Origin of the sequence: Pseudomonas sp. BF-R-30 (assembly GCF_019956175.1) — a bacterium.
Classification (GTDB): domain Bacteria; phylum Pseudomonadota; class Gammaproteobacteria; order Pseudomonadales; family Pseudomonadaceae; genus Aquipseudomonas; species Aquipseudomonas jessenii.
The window spans coordinates 1-25,663 of the sequence record NZ_JAHBDE010000048.1 but is presented as its reverse complement, the minus strand read 5'-3'; the positions used below and the strand labels follow the sequence as shown (position 1 = coordinate 25,663).

Below are 25,663 nucleotides of genomic sequence, written 5' to 3'. Positions count from 1 at the left end.
TGTAACTTCAACCACTTGCGCTTCAGATCTCTCGTCAGCGGGAGGCGAATTCTACAGCGTTACACGCTGCTGTCAACACCTCTTTTTCAACTCCCTTTGTGCTTCGATGAACTGAAGCAACCTGCTGTCGAAAACTGCGTAACTCTTTGTTTACCAAGGAGTTTTCCGTTTCGACTGCGCCGGAAGTGGGGCGAATTATAGACACCTGGAATCTGCCGTCAACAGCTATTTTCACAATTCTGTCATATAGGGCAAAAAAGCCCCGAAAACAAAAAGGCCGACCCAATGGGTCGGCCTTCTGCGCCCTTCTACTTACAAGCTAGGGAACGCGAATTGCGAAGCCTCGTGGCTCGCACGCTGTGGCCAGCGCTGGGTGATGGCCTTGCGACGGGTGTAGAAGCGCACGCCATCCGGGCCGTAGGCATGCAGGTCGCCGAACAGCGAACGCTTCCAGCCGCCAAAGCTGTGATAAGCCACCGGCACCGGCAGCGGTACGTTGACACCGACCATGCCGACTTCGATTTCGTCGCAGAACAACCGCGCGGCTTCGCCGTCACGGGTGAAGATGCAGGTGCCGTTGCCATATTCGTGATCGTTGATCAGTTGCATGGCTTCTTCCAGGCTGTTGACCCGAACAACGCACAGCACCGGCCCGAAGATCTCTTCTTTATAGATGCGCATTTCTGGCGTGACGTTGTCGAACAGGCAACCACCCAGGAAGAAGCCTTCCTCGTGACCAGCGACGGTCAGGCCTCGGCCGTCCACCACCAGTGTCGCGCCGGCAGCTACGCCGTCTTCTACATAACCGCTGACCTTGTCGCGCGCCTGGCCAGTCACCAGTGGGCCCATGTCCAGGCCGCAGTTGGTACCGGCACCGATTTTCAGCGCCTTGATTTGCGGAACCAGTTTGGCCACCAGTGCATCGGCCACCTGGTCACCCACGCACACCGCTACCGAGATTGCCATGCAACGCTCGCCGCAAGAACCGTAAGCCGCGCCCATCAGTGCGCTGACGGCGTTGTCCAGGTCTGCATCCGGCATCAGCACGGCGTGGTTCTTCGCACCGCCCAGGGCCTGGACGCGTTTGCCACGCTTGGTGCCTTCGGAATAGATGTATTCGGCAATCGGCGTCGAACCCACGAAGCTCAGCGCTTTGACTTCCGGCGCTTCGATCAACGCGTCCACCGCAGTCTTGTCACCGTGTACCACGCTCAGCACGCCTTTGGGCAAGCCAGCCTCCAGCAGAAGCTGTGCAATCAGCAGCGTCGAGCTCGGGTCACGCTCGGAAGGCTTGAGGATAAAGCAGTTACCGCAGACGATCGCCAGCGGGTACATCCACAACGGCACCATGGCCGGGAAGTTGAACGGAGTGATACCGGCCACCACGCCCAGCGGCTGGAAGTCAGACCAGGCGTCGATGTTCGGTCCGACGTTACGGCTGTACTCGCCCTTGAGGATTTCCGGAGCCGCGCAAGCGAACTCGACGTTCTCGATGCCGCGCTTCAATTCACCGGCAGCATCTTCCAGGGTCTTGCCGTGCTCTTCGCTGATCAGTTGGGCGATACGCGCTTCGTTCTGCTCCAGCAGTTGCTTGAAGCGGAACATCACTTGGGCACGCTTGGCCGGCGGCGTGTTGCGCCAGGCCGGGAATGCAGCCTTGGCCGCGTCGATGGCGCTCTGGATGGTTTCGCGGGTCGCCAGCGGCAACTTGTGAATTGCCTGACCGGTAGACGGGTTGAACACATCAACCGCGCGACCGTTCTCGGTCACCAGTTCGCCATTGATCAAATGCGGAATAACGCTCATGGAAGCTCCTGAAAAGTTGTCCACAGGCGTCCATTAAAGAGCGCCTGCTATATAGATGCTTTTTGTAGGAGCGAGCTTGCTCGCGAAGATGGTGAGGGCGCTGTGTTCATCCAGGCAGCCCACATCATCGTTAACGTCCATCGCGAGCAAGCTCGCTCCTACAGGTGTGTTGTCAAATCAGTCGATCTTGCTCAGCACTTCGCCGACCGCGTCGAACAGACGATCCAGGTCCTGCGGCTTGCTGTTGAAGGTTGGGCCGAACTGCAGGGTGTCGCCGCCGAAGCGTACGTAGAACCCGGCTTTCCACAGCGCCATGCCGGCTTCGAACGGACGCACGATCGCGTCGCCGTCACGTGGAGCGATCTGGATCGCGCCGGCCAGGCCGTAGTTGCGGATGTCGATGATGTTCTTGGTGCCTTTGAGGCCGTGCAGCGCATTTTCGAAATGCGGTGCGACTTCGGCCACGCTCTGTACCAGGTTTTCCTTTTGCAGCAGGTCGAGTGCTGCCAGGCCAGCGGCGCAAGCCACCGGGTGCGCGGAATAGGTGTAGCCATGGGGGAATTCAACCGCGTATTCAGGCGTCGGCTGATTCATGAAAGTCTGGTAGATCTCGGAGCTGGCAATCACCGCGCCCATCGGGATCGCACCGTTGGTAACTTGCTTGGCGATGCACATCAGGTCCGGTGTCACGCCGAAGGTGGTAGCACCGAACATGGTGCCGGTACGGCCGAAACCGGTGATCACTTCATCAAACACCAGCAGGATGTTGTGCTGGTCACAGATTTCACGCAGACGCTTGAGGTAACCCTGTGGCGGCACCAGCACGCCAGCGGAACCGGCCAATGGCTCGACGAATACCGCCGCGATGTTCGACGCATCGTGCAGTTCGATCAGCTTCAACAGTTCGTCAGCCAGGGCGATACCGCCCTGCTCCGGCATGCCACGGGAGTAAGCGTTGCTTGCCAGCAAAGTGTGCGGCAGGTGATCGACGTCCATCATCGCCTGACCGAACAGCTTGCGGTTGCCGTTCACGCCACCGAGGCTGGTGCCGGCGATGTTCACACCGTGATAACCACGGGCACGGCCGATCATTTTGGTCTTGGTCGACTGGCCCTTCAGGCGCCAGTAAGCACGGACCATTTTTACAGCGGTGTCAGCGCACTCGGAACCCGAGTCGGTGAAGAACACGTGGTTGAGGTTGCCCGGGGTCAGGTCGGTGATTTTTTCAGCCAACTGAAAGGACAGCGGATGGCCGTACTGGAAGCCTGGCGAGTAATCGAGGGTGCCCAGTTGCTTGGCGACCGCTTCCTGGATTTCCTTACGAGTGTGCCCGGCGCCACAGGTCCACAGACCGGACAGCGAGTCATATACCTTGCGGCCTTTGTCGTCGATCAGCCAACTGCCTTCGGCGCCAACGATCAGCCGTGGATCGCGCTGGAAGTTGCGGTTGGCGGTGTAAGGCATCCAGTGAGCATCGAGCTTGAGCTGGCTGGCCAGGGAAGTCGGTGCGTTTTCAGGCTGGTTCATGGGCGTAACCTCGCAAGGCAATAAGCGGCGTAAGGATTGAAAACCGTTGTTGCAGCTAAATTGCCACGGGGATAAAGTCGGTGAAATCCAACTTTTCTAATGTTCAGTCAGCCAACTACTAAACTTTGAGTAACCCGCATGAGTACTCGCCGTCCCGATCCGCTGGCCCAGGTCAGCGACTTTGATATTCGCCTGCTGAGGATTTTCCGCAGCGTGGTGGAATGCGGCGGCTTCTCCGCGGCGGAGACCGTGCTGGGCATCGGTCGCTCGGCGATCAGCCAACAGATGAGCGATCTGGAGCAACGCCTCGGACTGCGCCTGTGCCAACGGGGACGTGCCGGGTTTTCCCTGACCGAAGAGGGCCGCGAGGTCTATCAATCGGCATTGCAGCTGTTAAGTGCGCTGGAAAGCTTCCGCACCGAGGTCAATGGCCTGCACCAGCACTTGCGCGGCGAATTGATCATCGGTTTGACGGACAACCTGGTCACCCTGCCCCACATGCGCATCACCCATGCCCTCGCGCAATTGAAAGAACGCGGCCCGGACGTGCAGATCCAGATCCGCATGATCGCGCCCAATGAAGTCGAACAAGGCGTGCTCGACGGTCGCCTGCACGTCGGCGTGGTACCGCAGGCCAGCGCATTGTCGGGGCTGGAGTATCAACCGCTGTATAGCGAGCGATCGCTGTTGTACTGCGCGGTCGGTCACCCGCTGTTTTATGTCGACGACAAACAACTGGACGACGAACGCCTGAACAGCCAGGACGCCATCGCCCCGACCTTTCGTTTGCCGGCGGAAATCCAGGCCCATTATCAGGCGCTCAATTGCACCGCCAGCGCCTCGGACCGCGAAGGCATGGCCTTCCTGATCCTGACCGGACGCTATATCGGTTACCTGCCGGATCACTACGCGAGTCTTTGGGTACAGCAAGGCCGGTTGCGAGCGCTGAAAGAAAAAACACGCTTCTATGACCTCAGCCTGGCGTCGGTCACACGCAAGGGACGCCGACCGCATCTGGTGCTGGAGAGTTTTCTCGAGAGCCTGGCCGCGACGCGTTGAAAACTGTGGGAGCGGGCTTGCTCGCGAAGGCGGTGTGTCAGTCACATGAGTATTGACTGGGACGACGCCTTCGCGAGCAAGCCCGCTCCCACATTAGCTTGCGGTGCAGTGTTTTATTGTGTGAGGTCTTGTCTGAAACCGGTGGGTACGTTATCAACGCACTGGCCGTCCCACCCACTCGTTCGGAAGTGCTTATGACCTTTGAAGTCCCAGCCCACGGCGCAAAACACGTCAGCCGCATTCGTCAGAAAAACGAAGAGACCATCATCAAGGCCGCCGAAGACGAGTTCGCCCGTCACGGGTACAAAGGCACGAGCATGAACACCATCGCCCAGAATGCCGGGTTGCCCAAGGCAAACCTGCATTACTACTTCACCAACAAGCTCGGTTTGTACGTGGCGGTGCTGAGCAACATCATCGAGCTGTGGGACAGCACGTTCAACACCCTCACCGCCGAGGACGATCCGACCGAAGCCTTGACCCGCTACATCCGCGCCAAAATGGAGTTCTCCCGGCGCCAGCCGCAAGCCTCGCGGATTTTTGCCATGGAAGTCATCAGCGGCGGCGAGTGCCTGACCGAGTATTTCAACCAGGACTATCGCGCCTGGTTCCAGGGTCGTGCGGGCGTGTTCCAGGCCTGGATCGACGCCGGTAAAATGGACCCGGTCGATCCGGTGCACCTGATCTTCCTGTTGTGGGGCAGCACCCAGCACTACGCCGACTTCGCCACGCAGATCTGCCGCGTCACCGGACGTACCAAGTTGACCAAACAGGACATGGAAGACGCCGGGGATAACCTGATCCGCATCATTCTCAAGGGCTGCGGCCTGAAACCTGCCATCTAAGCACTTATGCCATTTACCCTCAGCGGTTTTTGCGAATACCGCGAAGAGATTCGCAAGAGCCGCTTCATTACCTTCGCCGCGCCGATCTCCAGCCCGGCTGAGGCCCAGGCGTTCATTGAACAGCACAGCGACTTGAATGCCTCGCACAACTGCTGGGCCTGGAAGCTCGGTGATCAGTACCGCAGCACCGATGATGGCGAGCCCGGCGGTACGGCCGGCCGGCCGATTCTGGCGGCGATCGAGGCACAGGATTGCGATCAGGTCGCGGTGCTGGTGATTCGCTGGTATGGCGGCATCCAACTGGGTACCGGCGGACTCGCCCGGGCCTATGGCGGTGGTGCGAACAAATGCCTGCAAGCGGCACCAAAGATTGAGCTGATCAGCCGAGTGCCGCTGAGTTGCGCTTGCGGATTTGCCGAGTTGGCCCTGGTCAAGCTGCGGGTGGCGGAGGCAGGTGGATTGGTTGTGGATGAAAGCTTCACCGCCAATGGTGTCGAGTTGCAGTTGGCCGTAGGCGATGCGCAAATCGACACCTTACAGTCACAACTGGCCGATTTGAGTCGCGGGCGAATTTTGTTACGGCGCTAAAAGGCTTCAGCACCGGCTGCAATTTTTTGGGGCACGCCGCTTTTTCACTTATTCCATATTTGCCCACATCTGCTGTGCACCCGCCTGTGGATAACCTGAGCACATACCGCTGTAACCCTTTTGTCATGCGGCTTTGCGGACTTTGCTCAATTTTCGTCCAATCTGCCATCAAGCACGTCAAATTCAAATAAAAACAAATAGTTACAGCGGTTTATCGCCTTTAGAAGTAGCCACTCAGTGCTTATGCCCGTGCTGTGAGCTTGCACACAAATACTGTGGAGCAATCTGTGGATAACCCGTTCATGGCCGTCTCGGCGCCGTGTACGGTATGGCTTGTGGTCGATTGCTCATTTTTTGAGCAAAACCGCACGAGCAAAATCGGGGCTTGATTTGCGCCATTGCCCCCATGTGGTGCCGGGTTGTGCGTGGCACATTTGAAAGCTGCGTACTGAACGCCTCTGGTCGCAGGACTTCGAGATTTTCCTGACCTAGTGGCCAGAAAATTGCTTTATCCACAGGCACAAGTCCAACAGCACTGAGCCTGTCATGCCCAATCACGCTCCAATCCCTGACCCAGTTCCGCGCCTGCAACTGCGCAGAATCACAAAACGCTACCCCGGCTGCCTGGCCAACGATGCCATCGACCTGACCATTGCCCCTGGCGAGATCCATGCCCTGCTCGGCGAAAACGGTGCGGGCAAAAGCACGCTGATGAAGATCATCTACGGCGTTACCCACGCCGATTCCGGCGAGGTGATCTGGCAAGGTCAGCGGGTGAGCCTGCGCAATCCGGCCCAGGCCCGGGGTTTGGGAATCGGCATGGTATTCCAGCATTTTTCGCTGTTCGAAACCCTGAGCGTGGCACAGAACATCGCCCTGGCCATGGGCGCGGCGGCAGGCACACCCAAACAGCTTGAGCCGAAGATTCGCGAAGTGTCCCGGCGCTACGGCATGACGCTGGAACCGGAGCGACTTGTCCACAGCCTGTCGATCGGTGAACGGCAGCGGGTGGAAATCATTCGCTGCCTGATGCAGGACATCCGCCTGTTGATTCTCGATGAACCGACTTCGGTGCTGACGCCGCAAGAGGCCGATGACTTGTTCGTTACCCTGCGCCGACTCGCCGCCGAAGGCTGCAGCATTTTGTTCATCAGCCACAAGCTCGGGGAAGTGCGTGCGTTGTGCCACAGCGCAACGGTTTTACGAGGCGGTCGGGTGGCCGGGCATTGCGTGCCGGCCGAGTGTTCGGACCAGCAACTGGCGCGCTTGATGGTCGGTGAAGCGGCGGAGTTGATCGCTGACTATCCGAAGGTTACCGGAGGTGATGCGTGCCTTGATGTCCGTGGATTGTCCTGGCACAACCCGGACCCATTCGGCTGCTCGCTTGCCAACATCGACCTTGAAGTGCGCCGCGGTGAAATTGTCGGCATCGCCGGTGTCGCCGGCAATGGCCAGGATGAGTTACTGGCCTTGCTCAGCGGCGAAGCACTGCTGCCCCGCAACGCCAGCGCGACGATCCGTTTTGGCAAGGAGCCAGTCGCCCATTTGCGTCCCGATGCTCGCCGCCAACTCGGCTTGGCGTTCGTCCCCGCCGAGCGCCTGGGTCATGGTGCGGTGCCGGAACTGAGCCTGGCGGACAACGCGCTGCTGACTGCTTTCCAGCACGGCTTGGTGAGTAACGGCCTGATCCAGCGCGGCAAAGTCGAAGCACTGGCCGAGGAAATCATCCGCCGTTTCGGGGTCAAGACACCCGATAGCCAGGCGCCGGCCCGCAGCCTGTCCGGCGGCAACTTGCAGAAATTCATCCTCGGTCGGGAAATCCTTCAACAACCCAGTCTGCTGGTCGCCGCACACCCGACCTGGGGCGTGGACGTCGGTGCCGCCGCCACCATTCACCGCGCCTTGATTGCCTTGCGCGATGCCGGCGCGGCGATCCTGGTGATCTCCGAAGACCTGGACGAACTGTTCCAGATCAGCGACCGGCTCGGCGCCTTGTGCGGCGGTCGGCTGTCGGCGCTTCACGCCACCGTCGACACCCGCCTGAGCGATGTCGGCGGCTGGATGGCCGGCCAGTTCGGCGCCCCCCAATCACTCGCATCCGCCACGCGTTAACGGAGTGTCACATGCTGCTTTCTCTTGAACCTCGCGGCCAGCAATCGCGCCTGATGCTGTGGTGCTCGCCGTTGCTGGCGGCTGCACTGACCCTGGGCTGTGGATCGTTGTTGTTTATGGCGCTCGGGCATGACCCGTTGCTGACCTTGCACACCTTGCTGATCGCACCGGTCAGCGACCTGTACGGCGTCTCCGAATTGCTGGTCAAAGCCCTGCCGATTCTGCTCTGCGCATTGGGCCTGGCCGTCGCCTATCAGGCGCGCATCTGGAACATCGGTGCCGAAGGTCAACTGCTGCTCGGTGCGCTGGCCGGCAGTGCGCTGGCGGTGAACATCATCGATATGCAAAGCCGCTGGGCGCTGGTGTTGATCCTGCTTACCGGCACCCTGGCGGGCGCTGCGTGGGCCGGGCTGACGGCGTGGCTGCGCACGCGCTTCAACGCCAATGAGATCCTGACCAGTATCATGCTCAACTACATTGCACTGAATCTGCTGCTGTTCTGCGTTCACGGCCCTTTGAAAGATCCCGCCGGGTTCAACTTCCCCGAGTCGGCGATGTTCGGTGACGCCAGCCGCCTGCCGCTGCTGATGGACGATGGCCGGGTCCACGCCGGGGTTTACTTCGCCCTGCTAGCGTTGGTGGCGGTATGGGTGCTGTTGCAGAAAAGCTTTGTCGGTTTCCAGATCAAAGTGCTCGGGCTGGACAAGCGTGCCGCCGGCTTCGTCGGCTTTCGCGAGAAGCGCCTGATCTGGCTCGCGCTCTCGATCAGCGGCGGCCTGGCGGGGCTTGCCGGTGTGTGCGAAGTCACCGGTCCCATCGGCCAGCTGGTGCCGCAGGTCTCGCCGGGCTACGGCTATGCGGCGATCACCGTGGCATTTCTCGGCCGTCTGAATCCTGTCGGCATCCTGTTTTCCAGCCTGTTGATGGCGCTGCTGTACATCGGTGGCGAAAGCGCACAAATGAGCCTGAACCTGCCGCAAGCGATCACCCAATTGTTCCAGGGCATGATGCTGTTTTTCCTGCTGGCCAGTGATGTGCTGATTCTCTACCGGCCGCGTTTGAACCTGCGCTGGGCCCGCCGCGCGCAATCCACCGTCGTACAGACTGGAGCGATGTGATGGATATCGATCTGCTGAGCAATATTTTCTACGCCATGGTCCGCTGCGGTACACCGTTGTTGCTGGTGGCGCTGGGGGAACTGATCTGCGAGAAAAGCGGCGTCCTCAACCTGGGCCAGGAAGGCATGATGCTGTTTGGTGCGGTGATCGGTTTCATCGTCGCGTTCAATACCGGTCACCTGTGGCTCGGCGTGTTGCTGGCAATGCTCGCCGGGATGCTGTTGTCGTCGCTGTTTGCCCTGATAGCGCTGGTGTTCAACGCCAATCAGGTGGCCACAGGTCTTGCCCTGACGATTTTCGGCGTGGGCCTGTCGACCTTCGTCGGTGCGGCGTGGGTCGGCAAGCCGCTGGCGGGATTCGAGCCGATGGCGATTCCCTATCTGAGTGAAATCCCACTGATCGGGCGGATGCTGTTTGCCCAGGATCTGCTGGTGTATCTGTCGTTCGCATTGTTTGCATTAGTGGTCTGGGTGATTCTGAAAAGCCGCGTCGGGCTGATCATTCAGGCGATCGGGGAAAACCCGGATGCGGCCAGCGCCATGGGCTTGCCGGTGTTGGCCGTGCGGACCTTGGCGGTGTTGTTCGGCGGTGCGATGGCCGGATTGGCCGGGGCTTACCTGTCCCTGGCTTACACGCCGATGTGGGCGGAGAACATGAGCGCCGGGCGCGGCTGGATTGCCCTGGCGCTGGTGGTGTTCGCCAGTTGGCGGGTGTGGCGCCTGCTGCTCGGCGCGTACCTGTTCGGGCTCGCCAGCATCCTGCACCTGGTGGCGCAGGGACTGGGGCTGGCGATTCCGTCGAGTCTGCTGGCGATGTTGCCGTATGTCGCGACCATTGGGGTGCTGGTGCTGCTGTCCCGGGATGCGGTGCGCACACGGTTGTATGCGCCGGTGTCATTGGGGCAGCCGTGGCAGGCTGGGCATTAGGCTGTGCCTGGGCGGGCCTCTTCGCGAGCAAGCCCGCTCCCACATTGGATGGGTGTGAACTCGGTCAAATGTGGGAGCGGGCTTGCTCGCGAAGGCGTCCGAACAGGCAACACCTGAGCCACGCCCCACGCCAATTCAAACGCCAGAAAAACCACCAGCAGCGAACTCGCGCCATGGATCAGGGCATAAGCCTGCCAGGCCGAGAACAGGAATCTGCCCACGGCGTCATACCGCCCATAAACCTGCTGCGGATCACGAATCCGCAACACCGCCCATACGCACACAATCGAGCCCAACAAATTCGCCATCAACATGTGCACCGGCTCGAACGGTGGCAGCTCACCGGGCAAACTCAACGCCTGACTCACCCACGTCAAAACCCCATGCAACGCCGCAAAACTCCACGGCGTGACAAACGCGACCATCACGATCAGGTCATACCAGGCACTGCCTTGCACCAACCGGCGATATTGCGTTGTAGTCCACATCGACATTGCTCCATCAATTCAGGGAGCAACAAGGCTAAAGCCTGGAGTATGCTCCAGGGTCAAGCCCCCTCGAGACGTCATGATGCGCATCGGTGAATTAGCCCAGGCCAGCGCCGTCAGCCGCGACACGCTGCGCTTTTACGAGCAGCGCGGATTGATTGCGGCGCAACGCAGCGCCAACGGGTATCGCGACTATCCGCCAGACATGGTGCAATTGGTGCAGTACATCAAGACCGCTCAACGACTGGGCTTTACCCTCGGCGAGATCGGCAACAGCGTCGCTACAATCTGGCAATCGCCCGATCCGGACAGCGCCGTCACGCAACTGCTGCAAGACAAACTCAAACTGATCGAAGCCCGCATGGCCGAACTCGGCGCACTGCGCGAAGAGTTGCAACAACGGCTCGGGCAACAGTGTCCATTGAATCCACGACTCTGAATTTTCAAGGAAGCCACTCATGTCCAAGGCAAAAACCGCGCTCATCATCGGCGCCTCCCGGGGGCTTGGCCTCGGGCTGGTGAAAACCCTGTTGGCCGATGGCTGGCAAGTCACCGCCACCGTGCGCGATCCGCAAAAAGCCGAAGCCTTGCAGGCCCTGGGCAAGGTGCGGATCGAAACGCTCGACATGGACGATCAGCAAGCGGTGTCCGCCCTGAGCCAACAACTCAAGGGCGACGTGTTTGACCTGTTGTTCGTCAATGCCGGGGTCAAGGGACCGGATGTCCAGACGCCGAACGGTGGCGCGACAATGGCCGAAGTCGGTCAGCTGTTTTTCACCAACGCCGTGGCACCGATCAACCTGGCCCAGAGTTTTGTCGAGCAACTGCGACCGGACACCGGCGTGCTGGCGTTCATGAGTTCGGTGCTGGGCAGCGTGACCATGCCCGATGCGCCGGAACTGGCACTGTACAAGGCCAGCAAGGCGGCGTTGAACTCCATGACCAACAGCTTCGTCACTCAGTTGGGCGAAACCAGGCTCACCGTGCTGTCGCTGCACCCGGGCTGGGTGAAAACCGACATGGGTGGTGAAGGCGCGGACATCGACGTGGAAACCAGCACCCGTGGCCTGGTCGATCAGGTGAATGCGTATGTCGGCAAGGGTGGGCATCACTTCATCAATTACCGGGGCGAAACCATTCCCTGGTAATACCGCCGGGTTGCATCTGCCTGTCGGGTCGGGCTTGCCCGCCGGGCCGTTTTGATCGACACTTCGCACCTCGCCTCCCCGGCGAACCTGGATCAGCAGACAGGGCAACACTGAGCTGGCAACCCTGAACCCAACTTTCAGAGGAGCCGGCCAACATGCCTGCGACCCGTACCTGGTTAAAGAATCCCCTCGCCATTTTCACGTCCAATGGTCTCGATGCCCGTGGCGGCCTGGTGCTGCAAGACGGTTTGATCGTCGAAGTACTCGGCGCCGGTCAACAACCGTCCGCACCGTGCAATGAAGTGTTCGATGCCCGCGAACATGTGATCCTGCCGGGCCTGATCAACACCCATCACCACTTCTATCAAACCCTGACCCGCGCCTGGGCGCCGGTGGTCAATCAGCCGCTGTTCCCGTGGCTGAAAACCCTGTACCCGGTCTGGGCACGCCTGACCCCGGAAAAACTCGCTCTCGCCACCAAGGTCGCGCTGGCTGAATTGCTGCTGTCCGGTTGCACCACCGCCGCCGACCATCACTACCTGTTCCCTGAAGGTCTGGAAAACGCGATCGACGTGCAAGTCGAGAGCGTTCGTGAACTGGGCATGCGCGCCATGCTCACCCGCGGATCCATGAGCCTCGGTGAAAAGGACGGTGGCCTGCCGCCGCAACAGACCGTGCAGGAAGGCGAAGTGATCCTCGCCGACAGTCAGCGGTTGATCGCCGAGTACCATGAACGCGGTGACGGCGCGCAAATCCAGATCGCCCTGGCACCCTGCTCGCCGTTCTCGGTGACGCCGGAAATCATGTCGGCCAGTGCCGAGCTGGCGAACAAACTCGACGTGCGCCTGCACACCCACCTGGCAGAAACCCTCGATGAAGAAGATTTCTGCCTGCAACGCTTCGGCCTGCGCACCGTGGACTATCTGGACAGTGTCGGCTGGCTCGGCCCGCGCACCTGGCTGGCCCATGGCATCCATTTCAACCCGGATGAAATCGCCCGCCTCGGCGCCGCCGGCACCGGTATTTGCCATTGCCCGAGTTCGAACATGCGCCTGGCCTCGGGCATCTGTCCGAGCATCGAGTTGACCGATGCTGGTGCCTTGCTTGGTTTGGGTGTGGATGGTTCGGCATCCAACGATGCCTCGAACATGATGCTCGAAGCGCGTCAGGCCCTGTACATCCAGCGCCTGCGCTACGGCGCCGAGAAGATCACCCCGGAGCGCGTGTTGGGCTGGGCGACCAAGGGTTCGGCGAGCCTGCTGGGCCGTACCGATATCGGCGAGTTGGCGGTGGGCAAGCAGGCTGACCTGGCGATGTTCAAGCTCGATGAGCTGCGTTTCTCCGGCAGTCATGATCCGGTGTCGGCGTTGCTGCTGTGTGGTGCTGATCGCGCGGATCGAGTGATGGTCGGCGGCAAGTGGCGGGTGATCGACGGACAGGTCGAGGGGCTGGATCTGAAGGGGTTGATTGCTGATCACAGCCAGGCGGCACGGCAACTGATCGCCGGGACCTGATACAACACCGATTAAAACTGTGGGAGCGGGCTTGCTCGCGAAGGCGTTGTATCAGTCGATATTTATGTGACTGACACACCGCCTTCGCGAGCAAGCCCGCTCCCACATTGGTTTTGTGGATTGGCGCACCAGTGGGTGGCAGCTGTGTAAGGACATGCACTGTTATCGGACTTGAAGGACCTGTCGCGAGCCTGCTCGCGATGGCATCACCGTGGATTCCAATTTTGTTGTCTTGTTGGTCAGCAACTTGCATTGCCCTGTGCAAGCCCGAGAGCCCAGCCAACCTCACAACAAAATGGAGTTTCAATTCATGCACAAACGTCCGTTGAAGAAGCTGCTTTGCGCCGTTGCGGCGGCCATCGGTTTGAGCGCCAGCCTGACCGCCGTAGCTGCCGATCCGCTGAAAGTCGGCTTCGTCTATATCGGTCCGATCGGTGACCACGGCTGGACGTATCAGCATGAACAGGGGCGCAAGGAACTCGCGGAAAAATTCGGCTCGCAGATCACCACCAACTACGTGGAAAACGTCGCCGAAGGCGCCGACGCCGAGCGGGTGATCCGCAACATGGCCAAGGACAAATACGACCTGATCTTCACCACCTCCTTCGGCTACATGAACCCGACGGTGAAAGTTGCCAAACAGTTTCCCAAGGTGACCTTCGAACACGCCACCGGCTACAAGCAGGACAAGAACCTCGGCACTTACCTGGCGCGCACTTACGAGGGCCGCTACGTCGGCGGCTTCCTCGCGGCGAAGATGACCAAGACCAAGAAGGTCGGCTACGTTGCCTCCTTCCCGATTCCGGAAGTGATCCGCGACATTAACGCCATCCAGTTGGCCCTGAACAAATACAATCCCGGTACCGAGATCAAGGTGGTGTGGGTCAACTCATGGTTCGATCCGGGCAAGGAGGCGGACGCCGCCAACGCGTTGATCGATCAGGGCGTGGACGTGGTGTTCCAGCACACCGACAGTCCCGCGCCGATCCAGGCCGCCGAACGTCGCGGCGTGTATGCCGTGGGCTACGCTTCGGACATGGCGCACTTCGGGCCGAAAGCGGTGCTGACCTCCATCGTCAATGACTGGGGACCGCACTACGTTCAAGCAACCCAAAGCGTGCTCGACCATGACTGGAAATCCCGGGACTACTGGGGCGGTTTGAAGGAGGGCACCGTTGAACTACCGATCAGCGACCTGGTACCGGCGACGGTGAAGAGCGAAGCCGAGCAGCTCATTGCCGACATCAAGAGCGGTGCGCTGCGATTGTTCACCGGGCCGATCAAGGATCAGGCCGGGGTCGAGAAAATCCCGGCGGGCGAGAGTGCGACCACGGCGGAACTGGCGTCGATGAATTACTACGTGGAAGGCATGAAGGCCGAGATTCCGAAGTAATTTTTCCGGTCAGGACACGGTACCTGTGGGAGCGGGCTTGCTCGCGAAGGCGTCATCTCAGTCGATACATATGTCGCCTGATACACCGTTTTCGCGAGCAAGCCCGCTCCCACATTGGATCTTCAGCGTTCTTAAGGACTGCGCATGAATCAACTCCCCATCATCGACATCGCCCCGCTCTACAGCGCCGACCAAATCGCCTGGCAAACTGTCGCCGAACAAATCGACCTCGCCTGCCGCGAGTGGGGTTTCTTCTACATCAAGGGCCATCCGATCAGCACTGCGCGTATCGACGAACTACTCGACAGCGCCAAACGCTTCTTCGGCCAACCTACCGCCGAAAAGCTCAAGATCGACATCACCCGGACCCGTCACCATCGCGGTTACGGCGCCATTGCCACCGAGCAATTGGACCCGAGCAAACCCAGCGACCTCAAAGAAACCTTCGACATGGGCCTGCACCTGCCGGCCGAGCACCCTGACGTACTGGTGGAAAAACCCTTGCGCGGCCCCAATCGCCATCCGTCCATACCCGGCTGGGAAGCGCTGATGGAGCAGCACTACGTCGACATGCAAGCCCTCGCGCAAACGCTGTTGCGGGCAATGACCATCGCGCTGGGGATTGAGCGTGATTTCTTCGACGCGCGCTTCAATGAGCCGGTCAGCGTGCTGCGGATGATCCATTACCCGCCGCGCCACACCGCCAGTTCCGAAGAGCAACAAGGTGCCGGCGCGCACACCGACTACGGCTGCATCACCCTGCTCTATCAGGACGCCGCCGGTGGCTTGCAAGTACGCAACGTCAAAGGCGAATGGATCGACGCGCCGCCGATCGAAGGTACGTTCGTGGTCAACCTCGGCGACATGATGGCGCGCTGGAGCAACGACCGTTACCTGTCGACGCCACACCGGGTGATCAGCCCCCAGGGCGTGGATCGTTATTCGATGCCGTTCTTCGCCGAGCCGCACCCGGATACCCGCATCGAATGCCTGCCCGGATGTCAGGACACATTGCACCCGGCGAAATACCCGGCCACCACCTGCGCCGAGTTCCTGCTCTCGCGCTTCGCCGATACCTACGCTTATCGACGGGAACCGGAAGCGTTGTGATCAACCGCCTGGTCAGGTTTTACCAATTGTTGCGGCAACCCTCTGTAGAATGGCGACCATTGCACCTGATGAGAAAAGAATTATGTACGACTGGCTGAACGCCCTGCCCAAGGCAGAATTGCACCTGCACCTGGAAGGCTCGCTGGAGCCGGAGCTGTTGTTCGCCCTGGCCGAGCGCAACAAGATTGCCTTGCCATGGAACGACGTCGAAACCTTGCGCAAGGCGTATGCCTTCAACAACCTGCAGGAGTTCCTCGATCTGTATTACCGGGGTGCCGATGTGCTGCGCACGTCCCAGGACTTCTATGACCTGACCTGGGCGTACCTGCTGCGCTGCAAAGAGCAGAACGTGATTCACACCGAACCGTTCTTCGACCCGCAGACCCACACCGACCGTGGCATCCCGTTCGAAGTGGTGCTCAACGGCATCGCCGCCGCGCTCAAGGATGGTGAACAGCAACTGGGCATCACCAGTGGTTTGATCCTGAGCTTCCTGCGCCATCTGAGCGAAGACGAAGCACAGAAAACCCTCGACCAGGCGCTGCCGTTCCGCGATGCGTTCGTCGCCGTGGGCCTGGACAGCTCCGAGATGGGCCACCCGCCGAGCAAGTTCCAGCGCGTGTTCGACCGTGCCCGCCACGAAGGCTTCCTGACCGTCGCCCACGCCGGCGAAGAAGGCCCGCCCGAGTACATCTGGGAAGCCATCGACCTGCTGAAAATCCAGCGCATCGACCATGGCGTGCGCGCCATCGAAGACGAGCGCCTGATGCAGCGAATCATCGACGAGCAGATCCCCCTGACCGTGTGCCCGTTGTCGAACACCAAGCTTTGCGTGTTCGATCACATGTCGCAGCACAACATTCTCGACATGCTGGAACGCGGCGTGAAAGTGACCGTGAACTCCGATGACCCGGCGTATTTCGGCGGTTATGTCACCGAGAACTTCCATGCGTTGCACACCCATCTGGGCATGACCCAGGATCAGGCCAAGCGCCTGGCGCAGAACAGTCTCGATGCGCGGTTGGTAAAACCCTAAAGGCAAACGCAAACCTTGCAGGAGCTGGCTTGCCAGCGATAAGGCCCTCACCTCCAGTATTGATGCTGATGAGAGGCCGCCATCGCCGGCAAGCCGGCTCCTACAGAGCCATTTCCAGTTCGGACTCACTGGCAAAGCGATGAATTTCCCGTTGCCCGGAGGCCGTCACCTGCAAGGTTCGGGAATCGTTGGGCAGGCTCAACCACCCCGACTGCATGAACAGCTGCAACAATGCCGCGCCCAGCGAGCCGCCCATGTGCGGGCGCCTTTCGCTCCAGTCGGGGCAGGCGCAGGCAACCCTGCCGTTGTGATGGGCCAGCGCCTGGATGAACACTCCCCGTGCCGCCAACTCTGTCGCGCCCTTGAGCGTGACCGTGACCCGCTGATCAAAGTGTTCGATCCAGCCCGCCTCCAGCAGCCGCTGATACAGATCGGCGGACAGGGTGCCCCCCAAATGATCGTCGCACAGTCGGGCACTCAACAATGGCGACCGCACCACCCGGGGTTTGACCAGAGGTGCATTGCGCTTGAATACGTCCGGAATATCCTGGGGTGCGCTGGCGAAGGTCGCGCTGGCCAGTGCTTCGATTGCCGCTCCGACCTCGGGAGCGGCCAGGCGGAAGAAGCGTTTGCGGCCGCGGTTTTCAACCTTCAGCAGACCTCCGGCGGACAAACGGCCCAAGTGTGCACTGGCCGACGACGATGACAGGCCGGCCAGCAATGCCAACTCTTCGGTTGCTCGCGCCGAACCATCCATCAAGGCCCACATCATTGCGCTGCGCTTTGGGTCAGCCAGCAACGTGGCGATCTGGCTGATGCAAGGTGCATGTTCCATGTATTCACTCCCTGTTGAATCGTTTCGTCTACTGCCCAGAGAAATCTTGACCAGTAATGTGTCGTCGGCCAATCCGTGGAAACTGCCATAAGCCCGGCAACGCCTTGCTCAACCATTTGCGCTACCTGGCCGATGCTGCGAAGGCCAGAAGGATGACCGTGCAGCCGGGCCGACTCGAACGTGGACCCACCATTGGGGATCGACGCTACTTACATGATGAGGGCGCTAGTATATGCGGGTTGGTCGGCGGATCCTTTCCTCCACCCGGCGTAGGTGGTGATCGTTCCTGAGGGAAATTTCTCTTTTTTCGTGCGACTAATGATCGATTCCCGAAAAGCCTGGAAATTGACTGCTCAAAAGGGCGCATCGTCTGGCAAGCATTTCACGCAACAGGTTCACCGGCTTACTCAATTGTGCGCGATGGGCGCACAACAGATTCAACGGTGCGCGCTCACACAGCAGCTCCGACATCAGCACCTTCAAGCGGCCGGCCAGTACATCGGCGGCCACATCGAGCCAGGATTTGTAAGCGATCCCGGCACCTGCCACGGCCCATAGGCGCACGACATCGGCATCGTCGCTGAAACGATCGCCGCTGACGGTCAGGCTGACTTCGCGTTTGCCGTCGTGAAAACTCCAGTGATCGTGGACCCGGCTGCCGAGCATGTACAACAGGCAATTGTGCTGTGCCAGTTGCTCCAGCTGCCGCGGCTCGCCATGCCGGGCCAGATAGCCGGGAGCGGCGCACAACACCCGTCGGTTCTGCGGGGCGATGGGCAGCGCCACCAGGCTGGAGTCCTCCGGTTCACCGTAGCGCAGGGCAATGTCTACCGGCTGGCGAAACAGGTCGGCGATGCGGTCCCCCAGCAGCAAGCGCACGGTGAGTTTCGGATGCTCGCGTTGAAACTCGTCGAGCCAGGGCAGCAGCAGGTTGCGGCCAAAGTCCGATGGCGCCGACAGTTGCAGCACCCCGCTGACCTGATCCTGACCACTGGCCAGCAATCGCCGGCCCTCGTCGAGATTGCTCAGGGCCGCGCGGGCGTATTCAAGAAAGCCCTCGCCTTCGGCGGTCAGGCGCAGGCTGCGGGTAGAGCGGGCCAGTAAACGGGCGCCGAGTTGCTGTTCGATGCGCTTGAGCGCCGCACTGGCCACCGCCGCCGACATGTCCATGCCCCGCGCGGCGGCGGACAGGCTGCCCAAGTCCGCCGCCCGGACAAACAACTGCAAGTCATCGAAACGCAGCATCAAGAACACCGATTATCAAAAAAATATTGAAAGAGACTGCTCTTTTAGCCGGTTTTATCTTCAGGAGAAATAGCCAATCATCTGCCCCATCGAATCCCTTCTTTATTAGTGTTCAGGAGCCGCCCATGAAAGCCATTGCCTACTACGCCTCGTTGCCGATCAGCGACAACAAGGCTCTGCAAGACATCGAGCTGCCAGAGCCGGTTGCCGGCCCCCGCGACTTGCTCGTGGAAGTCAAAGCCATCTCGGTCAACCCGGTGGACACCAAGGTGCGCCAGAACGTCCAGCCCGAAGGCGGCGCGGCCAAAGTGCTGGGTTGGGACGTGGCCGGTGTGGTCAAGGCCGTGGGCAGTGAGGTGACGCTGTTCTCGGTCGGCGACCAGGTGTTTTACGCTGGCTCCATCGCGCGGGCGGGCGGCAACAGCGAGTTGCATGTGGTGGACGAGCGCATCGTCGGCCACATGCCCAAGACCCTCGGATTCGCCGAAGCCGCTGCCCTGCCGCTCACCGCGATCACGGCGTGGGAACTGTTGTTCGAGCGCCTGCAAGTGCGCGAAGGCAAAACCGATGAAGGCCAGAGCCTGTTGATCGTCGGTGCGGCAGGTGGCGTGGGCTCGATTCTTACGCAGCTCGCTCACCAACTGACGGCCCTGAAAGTCATCGGCACCGCTTCGCGTGCGCAGACCCAAAGCTGGGTGAAGGAACTGGGCGCTGACCTGGTGATCGACCATGGCCAGCCACTGAGCGAAGCACTCAAGCGTGCCGGTGTGGACCAGGTTACCCACGTCGCCAGCCTGACCCAGACCGACCAGCATCTGGACCAATTGGTGGAGGCATTGGCGCCCCAAGGCAAACTGGCGTTGATCGATGACCCCAAGTCGCTGGACGTGACCAAGCTCAAGCGCAAGAGCCTGTCACTGCACTGGGAGTTCATGTACACCCGTTCGCTGTTTGAAACCGCGGACATGATCGAACAGCACAACCTGCTCAATCGCGTCGCCTGGCTGATCGATGCCGGGACACTTAAAACCACGATGGGGGAACACTTCGGCACGATCAACGCGGCCAATCTGCGCCGTGCCCACGCCCTACTGGAAAGCGGCAAAGCCAAGGGCAAGATTGTATTGGAAGGGTTCTGAAGCGCTGAAAAAACCGCCCCAGATTTCATCGCTTTCTGCTGTTTTCCGTCTGCGACCGGGACGCTCCGGTCGCGGACAACCGCTGTGGGCGCCCTCGAAAAGCCGTGTTTTTTTTAGTTACAAACCGTCAGTCAGACAGTTGATCCTTGTCACAATGGTGACCGTGTACGGGTCTACAATCGAATCTCCTGCGAGGCATTCTTTTGCGTAACGTCTTTTACGAGAGGTGATCAGCTGTGAAGATCCTGATAAAAGAACTGGCAAAATCCCAGTGGCAAGTCCGTCTTGACCAACATGCTGTGACGTTCCGCAGCGAAGCAGAAGCTCGCGCTTTCACGCGTACCCTTGAAGCCCGCATCCAGGCCCCTCACCCGATTCCCGTCCTCCTCACGCAGCGCGCAGCCGGCTGACTCCGGCCTCAAACCCGGGCTTGCGCCAGCGCCCGGGCATTTTGCAAACGCCGGGTGAGCACCGCCGCGCTCACCACCAGAATTCCACACAGGCTGATGACCATAGCCATCGGCACGGCGCTGCCGTCGTGCAACACGCCCACCAGCGCAGAGGCGCCGGCAGCCACGCTGAATTGCAGGCAACCGAGCAGCGCCGACGCGCTGCCGGCCCATGCGCCCTGCCCGCTCATCGCACAAGCCGCCGCGTTGGGGCTGATGCAACCGAGGCTGGCGATACAGATGAACAATGGAATCAGCAGCGGCCACAATTGTGCCGTGTGTAGAGAGCTGACAGCGAGCAGGGTCAAACCGGCCGCCAGATAACCCCACACCGCGCGCGCCAGCAAAAACATCGGGCCACGTTTGGCCAGTAACCGCGCGTTGACCTGCGCCACCAGAATGAAGCCCGCCGCATTGATGCCGAACAGCCAGCCGAAATGCTCGGCCGCAACGCCGTAGAGCTTGATGAAGATGAAGGGCGAACCGGCGATGTAGGCAAACATCCCGGCGATGGCGATGCCCCCGGTCAAGGCATGGCCAAGAAATATGGGGTCGGCCAGCAACCGACCGTACTGACGCAGCGCACCGGACAGCGGTTGACGCGGTATGTGGGCCGGCAAGCTTTCCGGCAAGCCCGTCGCAACCGCCAGCCCCGCCAGCGCACTGAAACCGGTCAAGGCCAGAAAAATCGACTGCCAGCCTGTCGTGTTGACCAACAACCCACCCAGCAATGGCGCAAGGATGGGAGCAAGTCCCATCACCAGCATCAGTTGCGAAAAGACTTTCGCCGACCCCACCGCATCACACTTGTCGCTAACCACCGCCCGGGAAATCACCATCCCCGCGCAACCGCCCAACGCCTGGATGAAACGCGCGCCGATCAGCCATTCCAGGTTCGGTGCATAGGCGCACGCCACGGAAGCAACGGTGAACAAACCGACACCGATGAGCAACGGAATGCGTCGCCCGAAACGATCCGCCACCGGACCATAGGCCAACTGACCGATGGACAAGCCGAGGAAGTAGGCCGCCAACGTCATCTGGACATGATTTTCGTCCGTGCCGAAAGCCAGGGCCATGGCCGGGAAGGCCGGCAGGTAGAAATCGATCGCCAGCGGACCGAAAGCGCTCAAGGCGCCGAGAATCAGAATGGTACGGAAGTTCATCAGGCATCCAGTGGGGCAGAAGTCGGCAGCCCGACAGTCTAGCCGCGCACGGACGCCTTGAACATTCCGGTAGCTCGCTAACTATCAAATTCAGGCCAGTTTGACGCCGTAACCCTCTTCGCTGATCGCCTCGATCACCTGCTCGGCGGTCAGCGCACTTTCGACACCGACCTCCCTGGCAGCCAGATCGACCCGCACACTGGCTGCCGGGTCTTTGGCCTGGAGCGCCTGGGTGATGGCCTTGACACAGTGACCACAAGACATGCCTTCGACGTTGAACACTTGCATGGGATGACTCCTTTTTCCGAGGGTTGAACCCAGTTTCGAGCTTGCCACCATGGCAAGGTCAAGTTCTGAAGTGAGCTGCCGGGCTGGCAATCGGCGCGACGCTCGGCCAAGCTGCGTCCATCAATGACTCGAACTCAGGAGATTCAGCCATGCGCTGGTCAGTTTTCAGCCTGTTTGGCTTTCTCAGCCTTTTCGCCGCCGTGCCTTCGACCAATGCTGCCAGTCAGGATTATGGCGTGCTGATCATTTCCCGCGAGCGCCTGGAAGTCGCGACCAGTTGCGAAATCGGCGTGTACATTCAGGATCAACTGGCGGCGCGGCTGTTTCAGGAACAGAGCACCTCGTTCAACCTGCCGCCGGGCATCGTCTCGCTGCGCCTGAAACTGCTGCCGGGCCAGATGCCGGGTTGCAATCCGGGCATGCTCGCGCCAGGTTCGCAGGATATCCGGCTCAAGGCTGGCGATGTGCTCAAGTACCGGATCGCGATGACGCAGGAAGGGATGTACCTCAAGCGCGCCGGTCTCGGCTACTGACATCTATACCCCCTGTGGGAGCGAGCTTGCTCGCGATTAGGCCGTTACATTCAACAACTCTGTTGACTGGTACTCCGCCTTCGCGAGCACGTCGGATCGCCGCACCGCCGCTCCCATATTAGATCAGCGGCACGTTTGAGATTGGCGCTTGACCTTGCCAGCATGGCAAGGTTGATCCTGTGGTCATCTACTACAGGGAGTGCGACCAATGTCCGAATCCACCACGTTCGACCTGCCGATTGCCGGCATGACCTGCGCCAGTTGCGCCGGGCGGGTCGAGCGCGCCTTGAGCAAAGTCATAGGCGCCAGTGCCGTCAGCGTCAACCTCGCCACTGAGCAGGCGCGGGTCCAGGCACCCGGCGACAGCTTGCCGGCCTTGATAGATGCCGTGGCCAAGGCCGGCTACAGCGTGCCGCAACAGAGCCTGGAATTGAGCATCGACGGCATGACCTGCGCATCCTGCACCGGTCGCGTCGAGCGTGCGCTGGGCAAGGTGGCCGGAGTGAAAAGCGTCAGCGTCAACCTGGCCAACGAACGCGCCCACCTTGAACTGCTTGGCCAGATCGATCCGCAGACCTTGATCGCCGCTGTGACAAAGGCTGGCTACAGCGCCAGCGTCTGGGAAGCCGAACACCCGCCAACCGACAATCAGCAACAGCGCCTGCACCGCGAACGCCTGGCCTTGATCATCGCCATTGCCCTCGCCTTGCCGCTGGTATTGCCGATGTTGCTACAGCCATTCGGCGTGCACTGGATGCTCCCGGCCTGGGCGCAATTCGCCTTGGCCACTCCGGTGCAATTCATCTTCGGCGCACGGTTTTACGTCGCCGCCTGGAAAGCCGTGCGCGCCGGGGCCGGCAACATGGATTTGCTGGTCGCCCTGGGCACCAGCGCCGGGTATGGCTTGAGCCTGTACGAATGGGCCACCGCCGCCGGGCGCATGCCACATCTGTATTTCGAAGCCTCGGCGGTGGTGATCGCCCTGGTGCTGCTGGGCAAGTACCTGGAAAGCCGCGCCAAGCGCCAGACTGCCAGCGCCATTCGAGCCCTCGAAGCCTTGCGTCCGGAACGTGCGATTCGGGTGACCGATGGTCACGAGCAAGACGTCGCCATCAGCGCCCTGCGCCTCAATGACCTGGTGATGGTCAAACCCGGCGAACGCTTCCCGGTGGATGGCGAAGTGATTGAAGGTCAGAGCCACGCCGACGAAGCCCTGATCAGCGGCGAGAGTCTGCCAGTGCCCAAGCAGCCCGGCGACAAGGTCACCGGCGGCGCGATCAACGGTGAAGGCCGGCTGCTGGTGCGTACCCAGGCCCTCGGTGCGGAAACCGTGCTGGCGCGGATCATCCGGCTGGTGGAAGACGCCCAGGCCGCAAAAGCGCCGATCCAGAAACTGGTGGATAAAGTCAGCCAGGTCTTCGTGCCCACCGTACTGCTGATTGCCCTGGCCACCCTGATCGGCTGGTGGCTGTATGGCGCGCCGATGGAAACCGCGCTGATCAACGCCGTGGCGGTGCTGGTGATCGCCTGCCCATGCGCGTTGGGCCTGGCCACACCGACGGCGATCATGGCCGGCACCGGCGTGGCGGCACGCTACGGAATTCTGATCAAGGACGCCGAAGCACTGGAGCGGGCCCATGAAGTGAGCGCGGTGGTGTTCGACAAGACCGGCACCCTTACCTCCGGCGCCCCGCGCATTGCTCATCTGAGTGCCATCGACGGTAATGAGGCGGGCCTGCTGCAATTGGCCGGCGCCCTGCAACGCGGCAGTGAGCATCCGTTGGCCAAGGCTGTTCTGGATGCCTGTGCCGAGCGTGGACTGAAGGTGGCCGATGTCAGCGACAGCCAGTCCCTGACTGGTCGCGGCATCGCCGGCAACCTCGAAGGGCGTCGCCTGGCGCTGGGCAATCGGCGTCTGCTGGAAGACAGCGGCTTGAGTGCCGGGCCGTTGGCCGACTCGGCGATCGCGTGGGAAAAAGAAGGCCGGACCTTGTCCTGGCTGATCGAACAATCCCCCGAACCCCACGTGCTGGGCCTGTTCGCCTTTGGTGACACCCTCAAGCCCGGCGCGCTGCAAGCGGTGCAACAACTGAGCGCACGAAACATCAGCAGCCATCTGCTGACCGGCGACAATCGTGGCAGCGCCAACGTGGTGGCCCAGGCCTTGGGCATCCACGATGTGTATGCCGAAGTGCTGCCGGCGGACAAAGCCGCCACGGTCGCCGCACTGAAACAGACCGGGGTGGTGGCGATGGTCGGTGACGGCATCAACGACGCCCCGGCACTGGCCGCCGCCGACATCGGCATCGCCATGGGTGGCGGCACCGACGTCGCCATGCACGCGGCCGGCATCACCCTGATGCGCGGCGATCCACGCCTGGTGCCGGCCGCATTGGAGATCAGCCGCAAGACCTACGCCAAGATTCGGCAGAACCTGTTCTGGGCCTTCGTCTATAACCTGATCGGCATTCCGCTGGCCGTGTTTGGCGTGCTCAACCCGGTGTTGGCCGGTGCGGCCATGGCGTTGTCGAGCGTCAGCGTGGTGAGCAATGCGCTACTGTTGAAAACCTGGAAACCCAAGGACCTGGAGGACAACCGATGAACATCGGCCAAGCGGCCCGCCACAGCGGCCTGAGCGCAAAGATGATCCGTTATTACGAGTCCATCGGCCTGCTCAAGGCAGCCCATCGCACCGACAGCGGCTACCGGGTATACGGCGAAGACGACCTGCACACGCTGGCGTTCATCAAGCGCTCGCGGGACCTGGGGTTTTCCCTGGAAGAAGTCGGCAAATTGCTGACCCTCTGGCAAGACCGCCAGCGCGCCAGCGCCGATGTGAAAGCGTTGGCCCGCCAGCACATCGATGAGTTGAACCAGAAGATCCGTGAACTCGGCCAGTTGCGCGACACCTTGCAGGACCTGGTTGAGCACTGTCAGGGCGATCATCGGCCGGATTGCCCGATTCTCAAGAGTCTGGAGTCGGGCTGCTGCACCAGCCCGACTCATGCCTGATCCCTGTGGGAGCGAGCCTGCTCGCGAAAGCGCTCTGCCTGCCACCTTGATGCTGGATGTGCCGACGTCTTCGCGAGCAAGCTCGCTCCCACAGGGTTTCAGTGTCGGTCACATAATTCGGGCTTGGCACAAAATCTGTGGGAGCGGGCTTGCCCGCGAAGGCGGACTGTCAGGCGACATAATTATTGAATCTGCACACAAAATGTATGGTCAGCCCATCTCCTGCAACCCCATGGGCTGTTTTCGGTAAAGCTGGCTTGCGCTAATGTATCCGGGCTCGTAGTGAGCGTTGCGCTAACAACGCTCGGCCCTCGATGAGTAGCCGC

At 60.8% G+C, this 25,663-nt stretch carries 23 protein-coding genes; 16 read left to right on the top strand and 7 right to left on the bottom strand.

Features of this window, described 5'->3' with window-relative positions; genetic code table 11:
* Nucleotides 1-312 precede the first annotated feature (312 nt).
* Entirely contained in the window at nt 313-1,806 is a 1,494-nt protein-coding gene (locus KGB20_RS22380) for a CoA-acylating methylmalonate-semialdehyde dehydrogenase (RefSeq protein WP_090452969.1), read from the bottom strand.
* 177 nt (nt 1,807-1,983) lie between these two features.
* A complete protein-coding gene (locus KGB20_RS22375; RefSeq protein ID WP_057712120.1) occupies nt 1,984-3,333 on the bottom strand; it encodes an aspartate aminotransferase family protein in 1,350 nt (449 codons plus the stop codon).
* Between the two features lie 138 nt (nt 3,334-3,471).
* Between KGB20_RS22375 and KGB20_RS22370 the strand changes: the two genes are divergently transcribed.
* The 6 genes from KGB20_RS22370 to KGB20_RS22345 all read left to right on the top strand — a co-directional run bounded on the left by KGB20_RS22370 (nt 3,472) and on the right by KGB20_RS22345 (nt 9,981).
* Nucleotides 3,472-4,392 (top strand): LysR family transcriptional regulator, encoded by a 921-nt coding sequence (locus tag KGB20_RS22370; protein WP_150815110.1) that lies wholly within the window; start codon nt 3,472-3,474, stop codon nt 4,390-4,392.
* A gap of 194 nt (nt 4,393-4,586) precedes the next feature.
* Nucleotides 4,587-5,237 (top strand): TetR/AcrR family transcriptional regulator, encoded by a 651-nt coding sequence (locus tag KGB20_RS22365; protein WP_090452966.1) that lies wholly within the window; start codon nt 4,587-4,589, stop codon nt 5,235-5,237.
* Nucleotides 5,238-5,243: 6 nt separating this feature from the next.
* Nucleotides 5,244-5,825: an IMPACT family protein gene (locus KGB20_RS22360; RefSeq protein ID WP_057712123.1), complete on the top strand. Its 582-nt coding sequence runs from the start codon at nt 5,244-5,246 to the stop codon at nt 5,823-5,825.
* Between the two features lie 546 nt (nt 5,826-6,371).
* Nucleotides 6,372-7,937, top strand: coding sequence for an ABC transporter ATP-binding protein (locus tag KGB20_RS22355; protein WP_154910990.1), 1,566 nt, complete (start codon nt 6,372-6,374; stop codon nt 7,935-7,937).
* 11 nt (nt 7,938-7,948) lie between these two features.
* Nucleotides 7,949-9,055, top strand: coding sequence for an ABC transporter permease (locus tag KGB20_RS22350; protein WP_154910991.1), 1,107 nt, complete (start codon nt 7,949-7,951; stop codon nt 9,053-9,055).
* A complete protein-coding gene (locus tag KGB20_RS22345; RefSeq protein WP_150815106.1) occupies nt 9,055-9,981 on the top strand; it encodes an ABC transporter permease in 927 nt (308 codons plus the stop codon). The genes KGB20_RS22350 and KGB20_RS22345 overlap by 1 nt, the downstream gene beginning before the upstream one ends.
* On the opposite strand, the gene KGB20_RS22340 is transcribed toward KGB20_RS22345, so the two are convergent.
* The gene (locus KGB20_RS22340) at nt 9,978-10,469 is read right to left on the bottom strand and encodes a hypothetical protein (protein WP_150815105.1); all 492 of its coding nucleotides are present in this window, start codon (nt 10,467-10,469) and stop codon (nt 9,978-9,980) included. The two genes, KGB20_RS22345 and KGB20_RS22340, sit on opposite strands and share 4 nt — an antisense overlap.
* Nucleotides 10,470-10,551: 82 nt before the next feature.
* On the opposite strand from KGB20_RS22340, the gene KGB20_RS22335 reads away from it, so the two are divergent.
* The 6 genes from KGB20_RS22335 to KGB20_RS22310 all read left to right on the top strand — a co-directional run bounded on the left by KGB20_RS22335 (nt 10,552) and on the right by KGB20_RS22310 (nt 16,670).
* Complete coding sequence (locus KGB20_RS22335; protein WP_046043778.1) at nt 10,552-10,908, top strand: MerR family transcriptional regulator; 357 nt, start codon at nt 10,552-10,554, stop codon at nt 10,906-10,908.
* Nucleotides 10,909-10,927: 19 nt separating this feature from the next.
* Nucleotides 10,928-11,617: an SDR family oxidoreductase gene (locus KGB20_RS22330; RefSeq protein ID WP_150815104.1), complete on the top strand. Its 690-nt coding sequence runs from the start codon at nt 10,928-10,930 to the stop codon at nt 11,615-11,617.
* Nucleotides 11,618-11,772: 155 nt separating this feature from the next.
* Nucleotides 11,773-13,131, top strand: coding sequence for an 8-oxoguanine deaminase (locus KGB20_RS22325; RefSeq protein WP_008050330.1), 1,359 nt, complete (start codon nt 11,773-11,775; stop codon nt 13,129-13,131).
* 310 nt (nt 13,132-13,441) lie between these two features.
* Nucleotides 13,442-14,524 carry a BMP family ABC transporter substrate-binding protein gene (locus KGB20_RS22320; RefSeq protein ID WP_150815103.1) on the top strand — a complete coding sequence of 361 codons (1,083 nt, stop codon included), beginning with the start codon at nt 13,442-13,444 and terminating at the stop codon, nt 14,522-14,524.
* A gap of 144 nt (nt 14,525-14,668) precedes the next feature.
* Nucleotides 14,669-15,634, top strand: a complete 966-nt coding sequence (locus tag KGB20_RS22315) for an isopenicillin N synthase family dioxygenase (RefSeq protein WP_150815102.1) — start codon at nt 14,669-14,671, stop codon at nt 15,632-15,634.
* Between the two features lie 82 nt (nt 15,635-15,716).
* A complete protein-coding gene (locus KGB20_RS22310; protein WP_007996475.1) occupies nt 15,717-16,670 on the top strand; it encodes an adenosine deaminase in 954 nt (317 codons plus the stop codon).
* A gap of 100 nt (nt 16,671-16,770) precedes the next feature.
* Here KGB20_RS22310 and KGB20_RS22305 read toward each other — a convergent pair whose 3' ends face one another.
* Nucleotides 16,771-17,505: a helix-turn-helix domain-containing protein gene (locus KGB20_RS22305; protein WP_057712132.1), complete on the bottom strand. Its 735-nt coding sequence runs from the start codon at nt 17,503-17,505 to the stop codon at nt 16,771-16,773.
* 315 nt (nt 17,506-17,820) lie between these two features.
* Nucleotides 17,821-18,750 carry a LysR family transcriptional regulator gene (locus KGB20_RS22300; RefSeq protein WP_150815100.1) on the bottom strand — a complete coding sequence of 310 codons (930 nt, stop codon included), beginning with the start codon at nt 18,748-18,750 and terminating at the stop codon, nt 17,821-17,823.
* A 125-nt stretch (nt 18,751-18,875) separates the two neighbouring features.
* Between KGB20_RS22300 and KGB20_RS22295 the strand changes: the two genes are divergently transcribed.
* Nucleotides 18,876-19,889: a zinc-binding alcohol dehydrogenase family protein gene (locus KGB20_RS22295; RefSeq protein WP_057712133.1), complete on the top strand. Its 1,014-nt coding sequence runs from the start codon at nt 18,876-18,878 to the stop codon at nt 19,887-19,889.
* A gap of 418 nt (nt 19,890-20,307) precedes the next feature.
* Here the strand turns inward: KGB20_RS22295 and KGB20_RS22290 are convergent, their stop codons facing one another.
* Both KGB20_RS22290 and KGB20_RS22285 read right to left on the bottom strand, forming a co-directional pair.
* Entirely contained in the window at nt 20,308-21,504 is a 1,197-nt protein-coding gene (locus KGB20_RS22290) for a multidrug effflux MFS transporter (protein WP_154910992.1), read from the bottom strand.
* Nucleotides 21,505-21,594: 90 nt separating this feature from the next.
* Nucleotides 21,595-21,792 carry a heavy-metal-associated domain-containing protein gene (locus KGB20_RS22285; protein WP_057712135.1) on the bottom strand — a complete coding sequence of 66 codons (198 nt, stop codon included), beginning with the start codon at nt 21,790-21,792 and terminating at the stop codon, nt 21,595-21,597.
* A 149-nt stretch (nt 21,793-21,941) separates the two neighbouring features.
* On the opposite strand from KGB20_RS22285, the gene KGB20_RS22280 reads away from it, so the two are divergent.
* The 3 genes from KGB20_RS22280 (at nt 21,942) to cueR (ending at nt 25,337) form a co-directional block, all read left to right on the top strand.
* On the top strand, nt 21,942-22,325 hold the full coding sequence (locus KGB20_RS22280) for a hypothetical protein (RefSeq protein WP_154910993.1): 384 nt from the start codon (nt 21,942-21,944) through the stop codon (nt 22,323-22,325).
* Between the two features lie 208 nt (nt 22,326-22,533).
* A complete protein-coding gene (locus KGB20_RS22275; protein ID WP_154861068.1) occupies nt 22,534-24,927 on the top strand; it encodes a heavy metal translocating P-type ATPase in 2,394 nt (797 codons plus the stop codon).
* Nucleotides 24,924-25,337 carry a Cu(I)-responsive transcriptional regulator gene (gene cueR, locus KGB20_RS22270; RefSeq protein WP_150813538.1) on the top strand — a complete coding sequence of 138 codons (414 nt, stop codon included), beginning with the start codon at nt 24,924-24,926 and terminating at the stop codon, nt 25,335-25,337. Before KGB20_RS22275 ends, cueR begins: the two co-directional genes overlap by 4 nt.
* Nucleotides 25,338-25,663 lie beyond the last annotated feature (326 nt).